Annotated in this window: 16 protein-coding genes; 3 read left to right on the forward strand and 13 right to left on the reverse strand. The window is 72.3% G+C overall.

Translation table 11 applies throughout. The annotated features are described in order from the left end of the window. Positions 1 to 25 precede the first annotated feature (25 nt). Together QQZ14_RS23405 and QQZ14_RS23410 are read right to left on the reverse strand one after the other, a co-directional pair. On the reverse strand, positions 26 to 1,729 hold the full coding sequence (locus tag QQZ14_RS23405; protein ID WP_284536840.1) for a helix-turn-helix domain-containing protein: 1,704 nt from the start codon (positions 1,727 to 1,729) through the stop codon (positions 26 to 28). 11 nt (positions 1,730 to 1,740) lie between these two features. Continuing rightward, entirely contained in the window at positions 1,741 to 4,380 is a 2,640-nt protein-coding gene (locus QQZ14_RS23410; RefSeq protein WP_284536841.1) for an FtsK/SpoIIIE family DNA translocase, read from the reverse strand. 242 nt (positions 4,381 to 4,622) lie between these two features. On the opposite strand from QQZ14_RS23410, the gene QQZ14_RS23415 reads away from it, so the two are divergent. Continuing rightward, the gene (locus tag QQZ14_RS23415) at positions 4,623 to 7,481 is read left to right on the forward strand and encodes a M4 family metallopeptidase (RefSeq protein ID WP_284536842.1); all 2,859 of its coding nucleotides are present in this window, start codon (positions 4,623 to 4,625) and stop codon (positions 7,479 to 7,481) included. A gap of 63 nt (positions 7,482 to 7,544) precedes the next feature. Here the strand turns inward: QQZ14_RS23415 and QQZ14_RS23420 are convergent, their stop codons facing one another. Genes QQZ14_RS23420 through QQZ14_RS23430 form a run of 3 tightly spaced genes read right to left on the reverse strand, consistent with a single transcriptional unit; the run spans position 7,545 to position 11,300 of the window. Beyond that, the gene (locus tag QQZ14_RS23420; protein WP_284536843.1) at positions 7,545 to 9,230 is read right to left on the reverse strand and encodes a ribonuclease J; all 1,686 of its coding nucleotides are present in this window, start codon (positions 9,228 to 9,230) and stop codon (positions 7,545 to 7,547) included. 9 nt (positions 9,231 to 9,239) lie between these two features. Continuing rightward, positions 9,240 to 10,136 (reverse strand): 4-hydroxy-tetrahydrodipicolinate synthase, encoded by an 897-nt coding sequence (dapA, locus tag QQZ14_RS23425; RefSeq protein ID WP_284536844.1) that lies wholly within the window; start codon positions 10,134 to 10,136, stop codon positions 9,240 to 9,242. Between the two features lie 36 nt (positions 10,137 to 10,172). After that, positions 10,173 to 11,300 carry an endo-1,4-beta-xylanase gene (locus QQZ14_RS23430; RefSeq protein WP_284536845.1) on the reverse strand — a complete coding sequence of 376 codons (1,128 nt, stop codon included), beginning with the start codon at positions 11,298 to 11,300 and terminating at the stop codon, positions 10,173 to 10,175. A gap of 211 nt (positions 11,301 to 11,511) precedes the next feature. On the opposite strand from QQZ14_RS23430, the gene QQZ14_RS23435 reads away from it, so the two are divergent. After that, positions 11,512 to 12,012, forward strand: a complete 501-nt coding sequence (locus QQZ14_RS23435) for a flavodoxin domain-containing protein (protein WP_284536846.1) — start codon at positions 11,512 to 11,514, stop codon at positions 12,010 to 12,012. A 16-nt stretch (positions 12,013 to 12,028) separates the two neighbouring features. Here the strand turns inward: QQZ14_RS23435 and QQZ14_RS23440 are convergent, their stop codons facing one another. From QQZ14_RS23440 to gcvT, 7 genes are all read right to left on the reverse strand, one after another. Further along, entirely contained in the window at positions 12,029 to 12,952 is a 924-nt protein-coding gene (locus QQZ14_RS23440) for an LLM class F420-dependent oxidoreductase (protein WP_284536847.1), read from the reverse strand. 31 nt (positions 12,953 to 12,983) lie between these two features. After that, entirely contained in the window at positions 12,984 to 13,466 is a 483-nt protein-coding gene (locus tag QQZ14_RS23445) for a dihydrofolate reductase (protein WP_284536848.1), read from the reverse strand. 7 nt (positions 13,467 to 13,473) lie between these two features. Further along, entirely contained in the window at positions 13,474 to 14,268 is a 795-nt protein-coding gene (locus QQZ14_RS23450) for a thymidylate synthase (protein WP_284536849.1), read from the reverse strand. A 17-nt stretch (positions 14,269 to 14,285) separates the two neighbouring features. Then, entirely contained in the window at positions 14,286 to 15,104 is an 819-nt protein-coding gene (locus QQZ14_RS23455; protein ID WP_284536850.1) for a PhzF family phenazine biosynthesis protein, read from the reverse strand. Between the two features lie 25 nt (positions 15,105 to 15,129). Then, complete coding sequence (locus QQZ14_RS23460; protein ID WP_284536851.1) at positions 15,130 to 16,644, reverse strand: sigma factor-like helix-turn-helix DNA-binding protein; 1,515 nt, start codon at positions 16,642 to 16,644, stop codon at positions 15,130 to 15,132. Between the two features lie 63 nt (positions 16,645 to 16,707). Then, positions 16,708 to 16,965 (reverse strand): hypothetical protein, encoded by a 258-nt coding sequence (locus QQZ14_RS23465; protein WP_284536852.1) that lies wholly within the window; start codon positions 16,963 to 16,965, stop codon positions 16,708 to 16,710. 1 nt (position 16,966) lies between these two features. After that, positions 16,967 to 18,094 carry a glycine cleavage system aminomethyltransferase GcvT gene (gene gcvT, locus QQZ14_RS23470; protein WP_284536853.1) on the reverse strand — a complete coding sequence of 376 codons (1,128 nt, stop codon included), beginning with the start codon at positions 18,092 to 18,094 and terminating at the stop codon, positions 16,967 to 16,969. A 31-nt stretch (positions 18,095 to 18,125) separates the two neighbouring features. On the opposite strand from gcvT, the gene QQZ14_RS23475 reads away from it, so the two are divergent. After that, the gene (locus QQZ14_RS23475) at positions 18,126 to 19,643 is read left to right on the forward strand and encodes a leucyl aminopeptidase (RefSeq protein WP_284536854.1); all 1,518 of its coding nucleotides are present in this window, start codon (positions 18,126 to 18,128) and stop codon (positions 19,641 to 19,643) included. Here the strand turns inward: QQZ14_RS23475 and QQZ14_RS23480 are convergent. Then, positions 19,640 to 20,005: a hypothetical protein gene (locus tag QQZ14_RS23480; protein ID WP_284536855.1), complete on the reverse strand. Its 366-nt coding sequence runs from the start codon at positions 20,003 to 20,005 to the stop codon at positions 19,640 to 19,642. The two genes, QQZ14_RS23475 and QQZ14_RS23480, sit on opposite strands and share 4 nt — an antisense overlap. Between the last annotated feature and the right edge of the window lie 37 nt (positions 20,006 to 20,042).

The raw sequence follows: 20,042 nt of genomic DNA on the forward strand, positions 1-20,042 counted from the left end.
GGCCAAGTGGCCGGTCGATGGCGCGTCAGTCGGAGCTCGCGGCGAAGGTGTTCTGGGCCGGTTGGCCCTCCTCGCCGAGCGCGCCGCGCTTCTGCCCGTCCACGGTGACCTGCAGTGCACCGTCCGAGGACTGCACCCGCACCGGCGGCGAGGCCTTGAGCTTCTTGGAGTCGCCGAACGCCAGGTCGCCGGAGAAGACGATCTCCCCGGTCGCGTCGAAGACCTTCACGTGGGCACCGCCCGCGGCGGCCTTCAGCGCCACGGACACCGGGGGCCCGGCCTTGACCGCGTTCGACGGCGAGCCGTTGAGCACCGGCTTGTGGCTGAGCTCCACGGGGCTGTCCATCACCAGGCGCGCGATCGACCAAGCCAGCACGATCGCCATCACCGCGGCGACCAGCACCGACCAGTTCGGGCCGCCGCGGGTGCTGCGGATGGGCCCATCGACTCCGGTCGCGAGCTCGGCCTCGAACACCCGTCGGGCGTCGATGGGGGCGTCGGCATAGCGCTCGTCGTACGACACCAGCAGCGGTGCCGCATCGACGCCCAGGACCCGGGCCAGCGTGCGCAGGTGGCCGCGGGCGTAGAAGTCGCCGCCGCAGGGCGCGAAGTCGTCGACCTCGATGGACTCGATGACGTGGGGACGGATCCGGGTGCGCTCGGCGAGCTGGTCGACCGTCAGGCCGAGACGGGTCCGCGCAGACGCCAGCTCGGGTCCGACGACCGGGTCGGCGGCCGGCTCGACCGCGGCCTGGTCGAAGACCAGGTCGTCGATCACGGGTGAATCGCCGCGGCGCAGCTCGGCGAACTCGGGCAGCCAGGCGCTGGTCGCGTCCGCGTCATCGGGGTCGGCCGCGAGCGCTGCGGCGCCGTCGAAGCGCGCCTCCACGCGGGCCGCCGTGACCGGGTCGCGCAGCGGCAGCGGGGTCGCGCTCGCCACGACCGGCAGCGCGACCGTCGGCTCCGGTCCGGGCGCGGTCTCGACCTCGCCCTGGGGCTCCATCTCGGGCTCGCCGGCGGTCGTGCCGGGCGTCAGCCGCAGCCGGGTGGCCAGGAAGCCGATGCCGCGGGCCAGGGTCGGCCGCGGGTCGTGCAGCAGAGGGTGGTGGACGCCGGGCTCGTCGTCCTCGGGGTCCTCCTCCGCGAGGTCCGCCTCGCGGAGGTCGATCTCGCCGGTCGGCTCGTCGGTCGTCTCGTCGGTCGGTTCGACCCACTCGTCGTGGACGTCCTCCGGGACGTGCGCCAGCACCTCGACCACCTGGTCGGGGTCCCCCGCCAGCTCCGCGAGGGCCTCGGTCAGGCCGGCGCCGGCGCCGACCACACGGGTGGACAGCGACAGCGGCACCGAGAGCACCGTGACGTCGGGATCGCGGGGCACCAGCACGATGCGGCCGTCGTGGAGCAGGCCACGCCGCGGCTCGTGCTCGACGTACTCGATCTCGTGCCAGGGCATCCCGTGCCAGGTGCCGCGACGGCGCAGCCGGACGCCCTGTTGGTCGACGACCAGCAGCGGCACCCGTGCGTCGACGAGCGACTGGAGGTGCGCGACCGCGATCGCACCGGTGACGACCGCCAGCGCCCAGTCGAGCCAGCCGCCGCCGCCGATGGCCCGGGACAGGTAGGCGATCGCGACCAGCGCCGCGATCCCGCCGACCGGCGCCGCGAGGCGGGCGTCGACACGGACCTCGAGCGGCGCGCGCTCGGCGTCGGTGGTCTCCTGCAGATCCATGCTGAGGTTGCTCACATCTCCCCCTGGAGGGTCGCGATCACGGCGTCGATCTCGTCGGGCTTGACCAGCACGTCGCGGGCCTTGGAGCCTTCGCTCGGCCCGACCACGCCCCGGCTCTCGAGGATGTCCATCAGGCGTCCGGCCTTGGCGAAGCCGACGCGGAGCTTGCGCTGCAGCATCGAGGTCGACCCGAACTGGGTCGACACGACCAGCTCGACGGCCTGGACGACCAGGTCGAGGTCGTCGCCGATGTCGTCGTCCAGGTCGCGCTTGGCCGCGGCCGGGGCGGTGACGTCCTCGCGGTACGACGGCTCCAGCTGCGTCTTGCAGTGCTTGACCACCTGGTGGATCTCGGCCTCGGTGACCCAGGAGCCCTGGACGCGCACCGCCTTCGAGGCGCCCATCGGCAGGAACAGCCCGTCACCCTGGCCGACCAGCTTCTCGGCGCCGGGCTGGTCGAGGATCACCCGGCTGTCGGCCAGGCTCGAGGTGGCGAACGCGAGCCGCGAGGGCACGTTGGCCTTGATCAGGCCGGTCACGACGTCGACCGACGGTCGCTGGGTCGCCAGCACCAGGTGGATGCCGGCCGCACGCGCGAGCTGGGTGATGCGGACGACCGCGTCCTCCACGTCGCGCGGCGCGACCATCATCAGGTCGGCGAGCTCGTCGACGATCACCAGCAGGTAGGGGTACGGCGAGAGCACCCGCTCGCTGCCCGGCGGCACCTGCACCTTGCCGGCCCGCACCGCCTTGTTGAAGTCGTCGATGTGCCGGAACCCGAAGTTGGCCAGGTCGTCGTAGCGCAGATCCATCTCGCGGACGACCCAGGCCAGCGCCTCGGCGGCCTTCTTGGGGTTGGTGATGATCGGGGTGATCAGGTGCGGGACGCCCTCGTAGGCGTTCAGCTCGACCCGCTTGGGGTCGACCATGATCATTCGCACCTCGTCGGGCGTGGAGCGCATCAGGATCGAGGTGATCATCGAGTTGATGAAGCTCGACTTGCCCGAGCCGGTGGCGCCGGCGACCAGCAGGTGCGGCATCTTCGCGAGGTTCGCGACCACGAAGCCGCCCTCGACGTCCTTGCCGAGCCCGCACACCATCGGGTGGTGGTCGGAGCGCGCCGTGGTGGAGCGCAGCACGTCGCCGAGGGAGACGATCTCCTTGTCCACGTTGGGGATCTCGATGCCGATCGCCGACTTGCCGGGGATCGGGCTGAGGATCCGCACGTCGGCCGAGGCGACGGCGTACGCGATGTTCTTGGACAGCGCGGTGACCTTCTCGACCTTGACCGCGGGGCCGAGCTCGACCTCGTAGCGGGTGACCGTCGGGCCGCGCGTGTAGCCGGTGACCTGGGCGTCGATCGCGAACTCGTCCATGACCTGCATGAGCCGGTCGACGACGGCGTCGCTCGCCTTGGAGCGAGGCTTGTGCACCGAGCCCGGCTTGAGCACCTCGTTGGGCGGCAGCGCGTAGGTGATGTCACCGGACAGCTCGAGCTGCTCGACCCGCGCGGGCAGCGGCGCGTGCGGCGGCGGCTCGAGGTCCTTGTGCTCGTCGGCCGGGTCGTCGGGGACCGCGGGCGTGACCTCCGTCGGCGCGAACAGGTCGATGCCGGCATCGGGGTCCCCGACCGGCTTCTTGCGGCGCTTCTTGAGCTCGCGGTCGCTGAGGACCGGGCTGTCGTAAGCCGGGTCGCCCATCTCGGGGTCGATCTCGCCCGTGTCGTGCGTCCGGTGCCGGCGGCCGCGGACCGCGGGCATGGCCTGGGTGGCGTCCGGGTCGACCTCGGGGGCGGTCCGGCCGAGCAACCGGTCCCGGGTATCGGCGAGCCGGGCGGGCACCTGGTAGAGCGGGGTCGCGGTGATGATCAGCACGCCGAAGAACGCGAGCAGCGCCAGCAGCGGCATCACGACGTACTCCGAGCGGAGCAGGTCGAGCAGCAGGCTGGCGACGACGTACCCGACGGCGCCGCCGGCACCGCGCAGGTCGCTGGTGTCGCCCAGCACCGGCTGCGGGTTGCCGCCGGCGATCTGGACGATGCCGAGCAGGCCGAGCGCGAACGCCGTCCAGCCGACCACCTGGCGGCCGGCCGGGCCGTTGTGCTCCGGGTCGCGCATCGTGCGCCATCCGACGTAGAGCAGCGCCAGCGGCACCAGGAAGCCGACCTTCCCGACCGAGCCCTCCACCACCGTGCGCGCTCCGTCCATGACCGAGCCGGGCAGCTGCCACCAGACCGCGGCGGCGACGACGACCGCGATCCCGAACAGCGTCAGCCCGACCCCGTCGCGCCGGTGCGCGGGCTCGAGGTCGCGAGCGGTGTGCCCGATGCCGCGGGCGACCGCGCCCACACCGTGGGCGATCCCGAGCCAGACCGCCGAGATCCCCCGCCAGACCAGCCCGAAGACGCGTGCCACCGGCCCGGGGCCGCTGCGCACGGCCCGTGGAGCCGGCCGGGCGGCGGGACGGCGGGTGCTGCCCTTGCCCCCAGATCCGGCTCCGCGCGTCGACGATCCTCGGGTCGACTTCTTCGGAGCCGCCTTCTTGGGGGCAGGCTTGCGCTTCGGGCTGGTACTCCGGGATCGGGTGCTCGAGCCAGTTCGAGACGTGCTCTTGCTCCGCGACCCCGGCGGGGAAGACGTACGGGTCGCCATGCTGACCACCCTAGGCGCACGTCCCACCAGTCACAGGGACCACACGAGTGCGTGTCTTGGTGAACCATGGCGGCCGACTCGGTCCCACCGCAAGCACTACACCCGAAGGTGGAGACTTCCGGCGATCTTCCCGAGACCCTGGACCGTGGCCGTGACTTGTCCCTAGGGTGCCCGGATGGCGCCCACCGCCACGGCGCCGCGCACCCACTCTCGGAGGAACCGTGAAACCCATCAAGACAGGGGTGAGCCTCGCGCTCGTGATCGCCGGGCTCGCCGCCGTGCCGGCCCTCCAGGCCCAGGCCGCGGCCCCAGCAGCTCGCACGGGCGGCGACCAGACCCTGGTCCAGCGCATGCGGGCCGAGGCGTCCGACGGCGCCCGGCTCGCGCTCGAGCGCTCCACGGGCAAGGTCGGCTTCGTCCGCGCCGCCGGCCACGGCGACCTGATGCCGTCGCAGAGCGCCCGCTCGGCCCCGGACGCGGCGGCCAAGGCCACGGCATACCTCGCGAAGTACGCCCCGGCGTTCGGCGCCCCGGCAGCGCAGCTCCGGGAGGCCGGGGTCACCTCGACCCGCTACGGCTGGACCGTCCGGTTCGAGCAGACCTACCGCGGCATCCCGGTCTTCGGGTCGCGGCTCCTCGCGAACGTGGACAAGGCCGGTGACCTCACCTCGGTCAACGGCTTCGTCGCGCCCGCCCTCGACCTCGGCGTGAGCCCGCGGGTCACCCGCGCCCAGGCCGAGTCTCGCGCGCTGTCCGTGGTCCGGGCGGACCCGCCCACCGGCAGCAAGGACGCGGCGGCCGACGTCGCCGGGCTGACCGCGACCGCGACGCTCAGCATCTACCGGATGGGCGCGATCAAGGGCGAGAAGGGCGCCAACGTCCTGGCCTGGGTCGTGGAGGTGACCAACCACGCCAACGTGCGCGACATGGTCTTCCTCGACGCGGCCACCGGCAAGGTCGTCAACCGCTACTCGATGATGGACACCGCCCTCGAGCGGCACCTGATCGAGGCGGCGGGCTCCACCGACCCCGACACGTTCACCGAGGTGTGGACCGAGGGCGACCCGTTCCCAGGCGGTCTCGACGAGGCCCAGCAGGAGCTGGTGCTGAGCACCGGTGACTCCTACTGGTTCTTCAAGGACACCTTCGGCCGCGACTCGTACGACGGCGCGGGCCACCCGATGACCACCGTCAACAACGACGGCCGCATCGCCTGCCCGAACGCCAACTGGAACGGCACGACCACCAACTACTGCGACGGCGTCACCTCCGACGACACCGTCGCGCACGAGTGGGCGCACGCCTACACGGAGTACACCTCCGGGCTGATCTACCAGTGGCAGCCGGGCGCGATGAACGAGGCCTTCTCCGACATCTGGGGAGAGACCGTCGACATGGCCAACGACCGGCAGAACGACGTGCCCGACACGGTCCGCCCCGAGGGCCAGTGCTCGAAGTACACCCGCGGCGAGGTCGGCGTCACGATCAACGCGCCGGCCGACATCGCCGGTCCGTGCGAGTCGGCTCCCGCTCAGTTCGGGCCCGTCTTCGACAAGACGGGCGTCACCACGGACGTCGTCGTCGGCCAGGACGCCGCCGAGGAGGGCGGCGGCTCGACGACCGACGGCTGCTCGCCGTTCAGCAACGCCGCCGCTCTCGCGGGTCTGTTCGTGTACGTCGACCGGGGCAGCTGCCCGTTCGCCGTGAAGGCCGGGAACGCCGAGGACGCCGGCGCCACCGGCATCATCATCGGCAACAACGTCAGCGACCCGCCGTTCTCGCCCTCCGGCAGCGCCGACATCTACGGCGTGATGATCGACCAGGCCAGCGGGGCCAAGATCAAGGGCGCCACCGGCACCGTCAACGTGACCATCAAGGACATCGACGACGCCCCGAAGGCCGACTCCTACCGCTGGCTCTCCAGCGAGAACGACCCGGCCTTCGGCGGCGCGATCCGCGACATGTGGAACCCGAACTGCTACGACGACCCGGGCAAGGTCACCGACGCGCAGTACTGGTGCTCCACCGACGACTCCGGCGGCGTGCACTCCAACTCCGGGGTCGTGAACCACACGTACGCGCTCCTGGTCGACGGCAGCACGTCCAACGGGGTCGAGGTCACCGGTCTGGGTCTGGACAAGGCCGCCAACGTGTTCTGGCGGGCCCAGACGGCGTACCTGACCCCGACCTCGGACTTCGCCGACCTGGCCGACGCGCTCACCGCGTCGTGCACGGACCTGGTCGGCCAGCCGATCAACAAGGTGCAGGTGGTCGCGGACGGCACGCCCCAGGCCGCCGATCCGATCACGGCGCAGGACTGCGCGGCCGTGCAGGCCGTCACCGAGGCGACCGAGCTGCGCACCCCGCCCACCCAGTGCAACTTCAAGCCGATGCTCGCCAAGAACGCTCCGGCCCTGTGCGGCAAGAGGTTCCGCACCCGGACCTTCTGGAAGGACGACTTCGAGAAGGGCCTCGGTCGGTGGAAGGCCACCGAGACCGTCGTCTACGCCGGCGGCCACGGCTACAAGTGGCGCGGCACGAGGAACGTCCCCGGCAGGCACGACTCGAAGGTCGCCTTCGGGCCCGCGCCCGACGAGGGCGACTGCTCGGCGGGGGCAGGTGACATCTCGAGCGTCAACGGCATCACGACGCCGCGGATCGCCATGCCCGGCGGTGGTGTGCGCAAGCTCAGCTTCCAGCACTACATGGCCACCGAGCCCGGGTACGACGGCGGCAACGTCAAGATCAGCGTGAACGGCAAGGCGTTCAAGGTGATCCCGACGGCCGCCTACCTCTACAACGGGCCCAAGACCACGCTCGCGACCGAGGCCGACGGCAACACCAACCCGCTCGCCGGGCAGGTCGGCTTCACCGGCACCGACGGTGGCATCGCCTTCGGCTCCTGGGGCACCTCGATCATCGACCTCCGGAAGGCCGGAGCGAGGGTCGGCGACCGGGTCCGGGTCCGCATCGAGCTGGGCCGCGACGGCTGCGGCGGCAACGACGGCTGGTACGTCGACAACGTGCGGTTCGTGATCTGCAAGAAGCGGACTCACCACCGTGCGGCGGCGACCCTGGGCCGGTCGTCGACGGAGGGCTGATCAGCACCAGCCCCAACGAAGGCCCCGCCGGACGTGTCCGGCGGGGCCTTCGTGTGGGTGCCGCTAGGCCTCGATCACGACCGGGATGATCATCGGCCGACGCCGGTGGGTGCTGCTCACCCAACGTCCGACGACCCGGCGCACGGTCTGCTGGAGCTGGTAGGAGTCGGTGTTGCCCTCGGCGACGGCCCGGTCGAGCGCATCGATGATCGGCTGCTTGAGGTCGTCGAAGTTCGAGCCGTCCAGCGCGTTGCCGCGGGCGTGGATCTCGGGCCCGCCGGCCACCTTGCCGCTGACCGAGTCGACGACGACGATCACCGAGATGAAGCCCTCCTCGCCGAGGATCCGGCGGTCCTTGAGGTCGGACTCGGTGATGTCGCCCACCGACGACCCGTCGACGAAGACGTAGCCGCAGTCGACCTTGCCGACGATCGAGGCGACGCCGTCGACCAGGTCGACGACCACGCCGTCCTCGGCGATCACGACGTTCTCGATGCCGGTGTCGCGGGCCAGCTGCGCGTTGGCCAGCATGTGCCGGATCTCGCCGTGCACCGGCAGCACATTGCGCGGCCGGACGATGTTGTAGCAGTAGAGCAGCTCGCCCGCGCTGGCGTGGCCGGAGACGTGCACGAGCGCGTTGCCCTTGTGCACCACCCGGGCTCCCCATCGCGCGAGCCCGTTGATCACCCGGTAGACGGCGTTCTCGTTGCCGGGGATCAGGCTCGAGGCCAGCAGAACCGTGTCGCCCTCCTCGATGTGCACGAAGTTGTGGTTGCGCTGGGCGATCCGCGACAGCGCGCTCATCGGCTCGCCCTGCGAGCCGGTCGAGATCAGCACCTGGCGCTCGGGGGGCAGGTCGGCCAGGTCCTTGGCGTCGACCAGGACGCTCGGCGGGACGCGGAGGTAGCCCAGGTCGCGGGCGATGCCCATGTTGCGGACCATGGAGCGGCCGACGTACGCGACCTGGCGCTCGTGGGCGTACGCCGCGTCGAGCACCTGCTGCACGCGGTGCACGTGGGAGGCGAAGCAGGCGACGATGATCCGCTGCTGGGACTCGCGGAACACCTGGTCGATCACCGGGGTGATCGACTTCTCGGTCGGGGTGAATCCGGGTGTCTCGGCGTTGGTGGAGTCGGTGAGGAAGAGGTCGACGCCCTCCTCCCCCAGCCGCGCGAACGACCGCAGGTCGGTGATCCGGCCGTCCAGCGGCAGCTGGTCCATCTTGAAGTCACCGGTGTGCAGGACCATGCCGGCGCCGGTGCGGATCGCCACGGCCAGTGCGTCCGGGATCGAGTGGTTGACGGCCACGAACTCCAGGTCGAACGGGCCGAAGCTGACCCGGTCACCCTCCTTGACCACGTGGTGGACGGTCTCCTTGAGCCGGTGCTCGCGGAGCTTGCTGCCCAGCAGCGCCAGCGTGAGCTCGGACCCGACCAGCGGGATGTTGCCGCGCTCGCGCAGGAGGTACGGCGTCGCACCGATGTGGTCCTCGTGGCCGTGCGTGAGCACCAGCGCCTCGATGTCGTCGAGCCGGTCGCGGATGGACGACCAGTCCGGGAGGATCAGGTCGACACCCGGGTGGTGGTCCTCGGGGAACAGCACTCCGCAGTCGACGATCAGCAGCCGGTCGGCGTACTCGAAGACCGTCATGTTGCGGCCGACCTCGCCGAGACCACCCAGCGGGGTGACCCGCAGGCCCCCCGTCGGTAGTGCGGCCGGTGCGGAGAGCTCGGGGTGGGGATGACTCATCTGGTTCCTTTACAGGAGGCCGGAGGCTGCGAGTCCTGCTCGCAGCGCGGCCACCTCGTCGTCGTCCAACGGCACCAGGGGTGCACGGACGTTGCGGTTGTCGAGGACGCCGAGCAGCTGGAGTGCTGCCTTGGCGGTGGTGGCTCCGTAGTTGGGGACGCCCATGACGGCGTCGATCGCGGGGAGCAGCCGCGTGAAGATCTCGAGCGCGCCGGCGTGGTCGCCGGCGTCGAAGGTGTCGATCATCGCCTTGAACTCAGTCCCCGCGGCGTGGCCGACGACCGAGACGAACCCGGCGGCGCCGTGCGCCAGCCAGCCGAGGTTGCTGGCGTCGTCACCGGAGTAGACGGCGTAGCCCATCTGCATGAGCTTGACGCCCCGCACGTAGTCGCCGACGGCGTCCTTCACGGCCACGACGCTCTCGAGGCGCATCGCGGCCTCGTAGGTCTCCAGCGCGATCTGGGTGCCGGTGCGGCCCGGGACGTCGTAGAGCATCACCGGCACGTCGCTGGCCTCGGCGACCGCGGTGAAGTGGTGCAGCACGCCGGCCTGGCCGGGCTTGTTGTAGTAGGGCGTGACGAGCAGCAGCGCGTCGGCGCCGAGCTTCGCGGCCTGCTCGGCCAGCTCGACGGAGTGGGCGGTCGAGTTGGTGCCGACGCCCGCCACGACGACCGCGCGGTCGCCGACGGCGTCCTTGACGGCGGACAGGATCGCCCCGTCCTCGGCGGTGGTGGTCGTCGGCGACTCACCGGTGGTGCCGGACACGACGACGCCGTCGTGGCCGTGGTCGACGAGGTGCGCGGCGATCCGCGCGGTGCCCTCGAGGTCGACCGACCCGTCGTCGTGGAACGCGGTGGCCATCGCGGTGAGCAACCGACCGAAGGGAACGGCGGGCGCGGAGGTCATGCCCCCCAGGCTATCGCTCCCCGGCCGCGACCCCGGTCAGGTGGCGTCGGCGAGCGTGCTGCGCAGCGCGTAGTACGCCGGCTTGCGCTCGAAGTCACCGGTCATGATCGTGGCCGCACCCTCGTCGGGGAAGAACACCGGGACCCACGAGTACTTGTCCGTGAAGCCCCAGACCGTGAACGAGCGGCAGGTGTCCACGGCGAGGCAGCCCTCGAGCATCCGCTGGTAGTAGTCGGCCTGCTGGGCCAGCTGCGCGCCGGTCGGCTCGGCGCCTCCCGGGAGGTCCATCCGGACGTCGACCTCGGTGACCGCGGTCTCGAGGCCGAGGTCGGCGAACCGCTGCAGGTTCGCCGCGAGGTCGTCGGGGAACCCGTAGCGGGTGCTCAGGTGCCCCTGGACGGAGAAGCCGTCGACCGGGACGCCGTCGGCGAGCAGGTCGGAGATCAGCGAGAGGTAGCCGTCGCTCTTGGCGTTGACGCCCTCGACGCCGTAGTCGTTGAAGAAGAGCTGGGCGTGCGGGTCGGCGCGGTGTGCCCAGCGGAAGACGTCGGCGATGATGCCCGGGCCGAGCTCGCGCAGCCAGAGGTTGTCCGTGGTGCGCAGCTGTCCGCTGCCGTCGAGCATCTCGTTGGCGACGTCCCACTGCTGGATCCGGCCGCGGTAGTGGCCGACGACGGTGAAGACGTGGTCGCGCAGGATCTGGCGCAGCTCGGTGGCGGTGAAGTCACCCTCGGTGAGCCAGGACGGGTTCTGGTTGTGCCACAGCAGCGTGTGTCCGCGGACCACCTGGTGGTGCTGGCGGGCGAACCGGACGATCGCGTCGGCCGGTCCGAAGCGGTAGGTGTCCCGCTCGGGATGGATGAACTCCCACTTCATCTGGTTCTCCGGCGAAACCGAGCTGAACTCCTTGCCCAGCAGGTGCCGGTAGACCCGGTCGTTGGGGAACGGGTCCGGGTAGGGCTGGTCGACGTGGTGGCCGCCGCCCGCGACGGCACTGCCGATCACGAAGCCGGGAGGCGCAGCCTGGCGCAGGGTCGGAGCGTGGTGGCGGGGTCCGCCCTGCCGGGCCTCGTGGGCGGTGACCGGCGGGCCGACCAGGGCGGTCGTCGCGACCGCGGTGGCAACGGCGACGGCGACGAGGGACCTGAGCGTGCGCAGTGACATGTTGACTCCCGAGAGATGGCCTGGTGTGGCCTCCATCACGCTAGGGACGCCCGCTCGCGAGGGTCAATGGCGCCCCGTTGTCGAAAACGTTTCGAAAAACCCGGGGGCCGTTCGGCCGGTGATGGTCCTTCGGTCCCCGAGGACCGGGGTCTTTGTTCCCTGGGCCCGGCGCGGCGGTGCCCGGGAGGCTGGATGCCGAGGAGGCCCACCCATGTCAGTGCTCGTGGCATTCGCCAGCAGGTACGGCGCGACGCGCCAGATCGCCCAACACATCGGAGCCGTGCTCACCGTGGCCGGACACGACGTCCGGGTCCGGCCGACCACCGCGGTCGCGGACCTGCGCGACCACGAGGCCGTGATCCTCGGCAGCTCGGTCTACCGCGGACACTGGATGGAGCAGGCCACCTCGTTCGCGGAGCAGCACCAGACCGCGCTCGCCGAGCGACCGGTCTGGCTGTTCAGCAGCGGCCTGCTCGGGGCGGACGAGCCGCCCGTCGACCTGGACCGGCTGGGCGCCCTGCTCGACGCCCGGGGCCGCCAGGTGTTCGGCGGTGCGCTCGTCGTGCGCCGGCTCGACCTGATCGACCGGGTGCTGCGTCTCAAGCCGGCGAGACGCCGGGCGCTGCGCCCGGGCGACTACCGCGACTGGGCCGGCATCGAGGACTGGGCGCACCAGATCTCGGCCGACCTGATCGCCTCGACCCTCGCCTGATCAGGTCGGCCGAGCGTCAGACCTGCGGCATGACCTCTGCGGCGACCAGCCGTAGGTGGTCGAGGTCCGCGAGGTCCAGCACCTGCAGGTAGAGGCGCTCGGCCCCGAGCTCGGCGTACCGCCCGATCTTGTCGACCACCTCGCCCGGGGTCCCGCCGAGCCCGTTGGTCCGCAGCTCGTCCGGCTCGCGGCCGATCGCGGCCGCCCGGCGGGCGACCTCGGCCTCGTCGGCGCCGACGCACAGGACCAGCGCGTTGGACCAGGTCAGTGTCCGGGGGTCGCGGCCCTGTGCCTCGCACGCCGCCCGCACGCGGGCGAACTGCGTCGCAGTGGTCTCCTCGTCGACGAACGGCAGGTTGAACTCGTCGGCGTAGCGGGCCGCCAGCTCGGGCGTGCGCCGCTTGCCGAGCCCGCCCACGAGCACCGGCGGCTTGGCCTGGACGGGCTTCGGCAGCGCCGGCGACCCCTCGATCCGGTAGTGCGCGCCTGCGAAGTCGAAGCGCTCCCCCACGGGCGTCGCCCACAGCCCGGTGATCACCGCGAGCTGCTCCTCGAACCGGTCGAAGCGCTCGGCGGTGCTCGGGAACGGGATGCCGTACGCCGTGTGCTCGGCCTCGAACCAGCCGGCCCCGATGCCGAGCTCGACCCGGCCGCCGCTCATCTGGTCGACGTTCGCCACCGAGATCGCCAGCGGGCCGGGGTGGCGGAACGTCGCGCTGGTCATCATCGTGCCAAGCCGGATCGTGCTGGTCTCGCGCGCCAGCCCGGCCAGCGTCACCCAGGCGTCGCTGGGGCCGGGCAGCCCCTCGGTGCCCATGCCCAGGTAGTGGTCGGACCGGAAGAACGCCCCGAAGCCGAGTCGCTCGGCCTCCTGCGCGACCCGGACCAGGTCGTCGTAGGTGGCACCCTGCTGGGGTTCGGTGAAGACGCGCAGCTCCATGGCGCCAGCCTGCCAGGCCCGCGGTGAGCCATCAGGCCCGGACCAGCACCACGCGGTCGTAGCCCGGGTACTGCTCGCGCGCGGTCTCGTGCCAGTCGGCGCGGTCGAAGTCGGGGTAGAACGCGTCGCCAGCCGGCTCGAGGTCGACCTCGCTGAGCACCTGCTCGTCGGCGACCGGCAGCGCGGCGGCATACACCTGCCCGCCGCCCGCCACCATCACCTCGCCGTCGAGGGTGTCCGCGATCGCCAGGGCCTCGTCGAGGTCGTGCGCGACCAGGACCCCCTCGGCCGACCAGCCGGGTGACCGGGTGAGCACGATCGTGGTGCGGCCCGGCAGCGGGCGGCCGATGGACTCGTACGTCGCGCGGCCCATCAGCAGGATGTGGCCCCAGGTGAGCCCCTTGAACAGCCGCTGCTCGCCCGGCAGCTGCCACGGGATGTCGGGGCCGTCGCCGATCACGCCGTTGCGGGCCACGGCGGCGACCAGGACGATCCGCTTGCCGCCGGGCGTCATCGAGCGCTCATACGGCGATGGGCGCCTTGATCCCGGGGTGCGGGTCGTAGCCCTCGACGGCGATGTGGTCGAGGTCGAACGCGTCGAGCTCGGTGACCGACGGGTCGAGCACCAGGCGGGGCAGTGGCCGCGGCTCCCGGGTGAGCTGGAGGCGCGCCTGGTCGAGGTGGTTGGTGTAGAGGTGCGCGTCGCCGAGCGTGTGCACGAAGTCGCCGACCTCGAGCCCGGTGACCTGGGCGACCATGTGGGTGAGCAGGGCGTACGACGCGATGTTGAACGGCACGCCGAGGAAGACGTCGGCCGAGCGCTGGTAGAGCTGGCAGCTGAGCCTCCCGCCCGCCACGTAGAACTGGAACATCGTGTGGCACGGGGCCAGCGCCATGTCGGGGATGTCCGCGACGTTCCACGCCGACACGACGTGCCGCCGCGAGTCGGGGTTGTCACGGATCTGCTGGACGACCTGGGCGATCTGGTCGACGTGCCGGCCGTCGGGCGTCGGCCAGGAGCGCCACTGGTAGCCGTAGACGGGCCCGAGGTCGCCGTGCTCGTCGGCCCACTCGTCCCAGATCGTGATGCCACGGTCCTGGAGCCACTTCACGTTGGTATCGCCGCGCAGGAACCACAGCAGCTCGCCGAACACCGAGCGGGTGTGCACCTTCTTGGTCGTCACCAGAGGGAAGCCGGAGGCGAGGTCGAAGCGCATCTGGTGGCCGAACACGCTGAGCGTGCCGGTGCCCGTGCGGTCGTCCTTGGGCACGCCCTCGTCGAGGATGCGCTGGAGGAGGTCGAGGTAGGCCCGCACGAGTCAGAGCGTAGTGGTCAGATCCCCACGGACCCGGTGATCGTGGTGCGGGTGTCGCCGCCCACCCAGATCTGGCCGGCCACGGTCTCGACGTGCACCCGGCCGCGGCGGCCGAGCGCGGTGCCCTGGCTCGCGACGTACGACGCGGGCAGGCGGCCGCCAGCCAGCCACTGGCCGACCCCGGCGTTGAGGCTGCCGGTGACCGGGTCCTCGGGCATCCCGTAGCCGGGGCAGAACGCGCGCACCTCGACGGCGGCCGGCCCGTCGGCGTACTCCCCCACGACGCCGATCTTGAGGTCGCCGAACGCCGCGAAGTCGGGATCGAGCGCGAGCACGGCGTCGGCGTGGGGCAGCAGCACGCCCACCCAGCCGGGGCCGTTGTCGATCCAGGCGGCGTCGAGCAGGTCGGCCCGGTCCACCCCGAGCACCGCCGCGATCCGCACCAGGTCCGCCTCGTCGACGGCGCCGGCGCGGGTCAGCGGCGGAGCGGCGAACGCCAGTCGCTCGTCACGGCGCACCTGCACCAGTCCGGCACCGCACTCCTGCACCACGACCCCGTCGGCGGCCGGGACGCCCCCGGCCTCGAGCCAGGCGTGCGCACTGCCCAGGGTCGGGTGCCCGGCGAACGGCAGCTCGCCGCCCGGCGTCCAGATCCGCAGCCGGTAGTCGGCACCGGGCTGGGTGGGGGCGAGCAGGAAGGTCGTCTCGGAGAGGTTCGTCCAGCGGGCGAACGCCGCCATCGCCTCCTCGTCGACACCGTCGGCGTCGTGCACCACGGCGACCGGGTTGCCGAGCAGGGGCTCGCTGGAGAACACGTCGACCTGGCTGAAGCGCATGGGCGGATTCTGTCAGCGCCGGGTCTCAGTGGGCGAGCAGCGGCCGCTCGTCGGGACGCGCCAGCGGGAGCACGTCGTGGCACGTGACCGGCGCGAGGTCGCAGGTGCGCAGGACCACCAGCGGCGCGCTGTTGCCGTCGAGGTCCGGGCTGCCGGCGAGGTCGGCACGCGCGGCGACCAGATAGCTCACGGTGTGGTTGGGGCCGAACGTCGCGTCCAGGGCGAGCTCACCGCCGGAGAGCCCCGAGCGCATCCGGCCGCCCGAGCGCACGTCGTACAGGATCGGCCGGAACGGCGCTGTCGCGTCGCCGGCCCGGCTCAGCAGGAAGCTGCCGCCGGGTGAGAGGACGGCGCCGGTCCCCGGACGGACGTAGGCGGCGCTGTAGAAGGCCTGCTGGACCTCGATGCCGCCCGGTACGTCGTAGGCCCGGGTGCCTGACTCGACGTCGAGCAGGCCGGTCCGGTCCAGCTCCTGCGGCTCCTCGCCCGGCTGCCAGACGAGCTCGCCGCCGGGCGTCGCGTAGTAGACGCGGGCCTGGTCGACGCCGACCAGCTGCCCGCCGTCGGGCAGGTCCCGGGCCGCGAAGTCCTTGCCCGAGATCAGGTTGTGCACGACCAGCCGTGGTACGTCGGAGGACCCGTCGACCCACGCCACCCAGTCGGTCTGGTCCGAGGCCGCCACCGAGGCGCCGGGGTCGGTCCGGCCGAGCTCGGTCGCGGCGCCGTCCTCCGCCACGAACACCACCGTGCCCTCGGCATCGGTGACGAGGGCGCCGTCGTGCACGGCGACCAGCTGGCCGATCGCCGGCATCTCGACCGTGACCCGTGACAGGTGCAGCTGGCCGCCGGCGTACCACGCGACGTCGACGGGGTTGGGCTGGCGCACCACCGTCCAGGGCAGGTCCGACGGGTGCTCCGCGGGCGGCGGCCGCGAGGCGAGCCAGCCGACCCCGCCGACGGCGACCACGGCCGCGACGACCGAGGCCAGCACGGTCCGCCGGTGCCGGCGGCGCTGCACCGCCGCCTCGGCGAGCACGCGGTCGAGCGGGGGTGCGAGCACGTCGATCGACTCGCTCGCCGTCCTGAAGTCCTCGGCGGGCGCGGGGCTCGGGACCGACCGGACGGGGACGCCGACCAGGTCGGCGACCTGGTCCTCCGACAGGCCGGCCACGAAGCGCAGCACCAGCACCTCCCGGTCCTCGGTGCCGAGGTGGCCGAGCTCCTCCTCGAGCGCCCGTCGCACCCGCACCAGCTCGGGGACCAGGTCGTCGGCCGGGACCGTCTCCGGCATCGGTACGGCGGGCGCCGGGTGCCGCCGGTGCCGCCGGCTCCGGTGCCATCCGTCGAGCACCGCGCCGTAGACGCTGACGTCCACGTCGTCGGAGCCGAGCACCTCGTCCCAGGCCGCGTAGCAGCGGGCGAGCGCGCTCTGCACGATCGCCTCGGCCTCGGGCACCGGGCAGCCGATCAGCGCCAGCGAGCGGACCAGGAACGGCCAGCGCGCCGCGACGTACGCGACGAAGTCGGCGTCGTTGCGCATGGCGGCATCCTGCTCCTCGCCGGGCCCGTCAGGCCAGAGCCGAAAGGACCGGGACGGTGGCCGTCAGGCGTGCAGCGACATCGGCCCGTAGACCCGGCGCTCGTGCTCGAACAGGGTGACCGCGTCGACGCCCTCGGCCGCCAGATCGGGCCAGGCCTCGCCGACCCACGACTCCGCGTCGGCCTGGCTGGCGAACCGCTCCCCGGCCAGGTCGGGACCGACGGCGACCTCCTCGCCGGCGGCGTTCTCGAGACGCCACCACCAGGGCCGCTCGGCCGGTGACGGCGGGCGGAACGTGGAGGGCTGCTCGGGCAGGTTCATCTCAGCTCTCCCGCACGGACGGGTCGACGAACGGCGGCTTGACCAGCTGGAAGATCTCGCGCCGGCCGCGGATGTCGACACCGACCTCGGCGTCGGGGTCGACGAACGACGGGAGCAGCGCCAGGCCGATGCCCCGGCGCAGGGTCGGCGAGAACGTGCCGGAGGTGACCTCGCCCAGCAGCACGTCGGGGGTGAGGCTGACGCTCATGTGGGGCCGCGGGATGCCCCGGCCGGTGGCGACCAGGCCGCGCAGCTGCCGCTTGGGGCCCTCGGCCTTCTCGGCGGTGAGGACGTCACGGCCCCAGAACGCGTCCTTGCGCCAGCCCACCGCCCAGCCGAGCCGGGCCTCGTTGGGCGTCACGTCGAGCGAGATGTCCTGGCCGTGCAGCGGGTAGCCCATCTCGGTGCGCAGGGTGTCACGTGCGCCGAGCCCGCAGGCGAGCATCCCGAACTCCTCGCCCGCAGCCAGCAGCGCGTCCCAGAGCGGCTCGGCGACGGCGTTGGGCGCGATCAGCTCGTAGCCGCGCTCGCCGGTGTAGCCGGTGCGGCACACCACGACGGTCTCGTCCGCGAACGTCTGCTCGGCGAACGACATGTAGTCGTGCCCGGTGGGCAGCCCGACCTTCGCCAGCACCTCGTCGGAACGGGTGCCCTGGACGGCGAGGACGACGAAGTCGCGGTGCCGGTTCGTCACCGTGACCCCGTCGGGGGCGGCCGCCGTGAGCCGGCGCACCACCTCGGCGGTGTTGGCGGCGTTGGGCACCAGCAGCACCCGGTCGTCGTCGTGGAGGTAGACGATCAGGTCGTCGACCACGCCGCCGGTCTCGTCGTCGCAGCACAACGTGTACTGCGCCTGTCCCGGACCGATCCGGCCGAGGTCGTTGGTGAGCGTGCTGTTGACGAACGCCGCCGCCCCGGGACCCTCGACCGTGGCCTTGCCGAGGTGGCTGACGTCGAAGATCCCGACCGACTCGCGGACCGCGGTGTGCTCCTTGACCACCCCGGTCGAGTACTCCAGGGGCATCGACCAGCCGCCGAACGAGGCGAACTTGGCCCCGAGTGCCTCGTGCCGCGCGTGCAGTGGCGAGTGGAGCTCGATGTCTTGACCTTGGTCCTGGTGGTCCGCCATGACCGCGAACCTACCGGACTATCCTTCCCCGGTGACGTCCTACACCCTGCGCAGCGCCAGCCCCGCCAAGACCCGCAGCGAGGCCGTGGTGGTGGGGGTCCTCCAGGGCGCCAAGGGTCCGGAGCTCGCCGACGGGGGTGAGGACGTCGCGGCCGCCTACGGTCGCAAGCTGCGCCCCCTCCTCGCGACGCTCGGGGTGAAGGGCAAGGCCGGCGAGGTCGCCAAGGTGCCGACCGCCGGCGCCCTGCCCACGCCGCTGCTGGTGCTCGTCGGACTCGGCAAGACTCCCGACGCCGGCGCCGTACGCCGGGCCGCCGGGGTGGCCGCCCGAGCGGTCACCAACGCCGCGTCGGTCGCGATCGCACTGCCCGCCGGCACCCCCGGGCTGGTGCGAGCGGTCACCGAGGGCTACGAGCTCGGCGGCTACACGTTCACCACGTACAAGAAGGCCCCCGAGTCGAAGGCCACCGACGCCCCCGCCGACGTGATCGTGCTCAGCGCCGCGGCCCGCAAGAAGGAGGTGGTCGCGGCCTTCGAGGAGGCCCGCGTGGTGGCCGCGGCCGTCGCCACCACCCGCGACTGGGTCAACACCCCGCCGGGCGACCTCACCCCGCCGGCGTTCGCCGACACGGTGCTGGCGGCCACCCAGGAGCTCACCAAGGGGCGCGGCGCACCGAAGGTCACGATCCGGGTGCTGGACGAGGCCGAGCTCGCCGACCTCGGCTGCGGCGGCATCCTCGGCGTCGGCGCGGGCTCGTCGGCACCGCCCCGCCTGGTGGAGCTCAGCTACGCCCCCAAGGGGGCCGAGCGGCACGTCGCGCTGGTCGGCAAGGGCATCACGTTCGACTCCGGCGGGCTCACGATCAAGCCCGCCCAGAGCATGCACGAGATGAAGTCCGACATGGCCGGCGCCGCGGCGGTCGTGCAGGCGACGTTCGCGATCGCGCGGCTCGGGCTGCCGGTGCGGGTGTCGACGTACGTCCCCATGGCCGAGAACATGCTCTCCGGCTCCGCGGTCCGGCCCGGCGACGTTCTCACGATGTACGGCGGCACCACGGTGGAGGTGCTCAACACCGACGCCGAGGGGCGGCTGATCCTCGCCGACGCGCTGGTGCGCGCCACCGAGGCGCAGCCCGACGTGATCGTCGACGTCGCCACCCTGACCGGCCACATGGTCGTCGCACTGGGCGATCGGGTCGCGGGCGTGATGGGCTCCGCGGACGTCGTCGACGACGTGCTCGCCGCCGCCGCCACGGCCGGCGAGGAGATGTGGCCGATGCCGATCCCCGAGGCGATGCGCGAGCGGATCACCTCGAGCAGGATCGCCGACCTCTCCCAGCACGACTGGATCCGCTGGGGCGGCGGGCTGTACGCCGCGGCCTTCCTGCGCGAGTTCACCGGCGGCCTGCCGTGGGCGCACCTCGACATCGCGGGGCCGTCGTTCAACTCCGGGGGTGCGTGGGGACATGTCACCGCCGGCGGCACCGGCGTCGCGGTCGCGACGCTGGTCGACTACGTGCGGACCCTGGCCGGCGAGTCGGGGTCCTAGAGCCCCTGCTGCTTGCGCCGGCGATTGTAGTCGCGCATCCGTTGCGGGATGCCGACGACGGCGGCGTCGTAGGACGGCACCTGGTGCCGGTTGCAGAAGTCGTGCGCCCAGGCGACCGACGGCACCCGGCGACGGGTCCACTCCCCGTCGTGCGCCACGAGCAGCAGCGTCACGTCGCTGACCGCGGTGCGCGGCTCGACGAAGCCCTCCACGCCGCGCCGCTCCGCGACCCATGTGTGCAGGTGCTCCTGGTCCACCGAGTCCGATGCGCGCACCCGGGTCGAGCCCGTGCGGAACCCGTCGCGCGCAGGGCGCCGCATCTTCGTGCCCGAGCCGCGCCGGAACCGGTCCATCCATGCCATGACCACCAGTGTGCCAACAACCCGGGCGAACCCCCGG

Source organism: Nocardioides sp. T2.26MG-1 (assembly GCF_950101795.1).
Lineage (GTDB): Bacteria > Actinomycetota > Actinomycetes > Propionibacteriales > Nocardioidaceae > Nocardioides.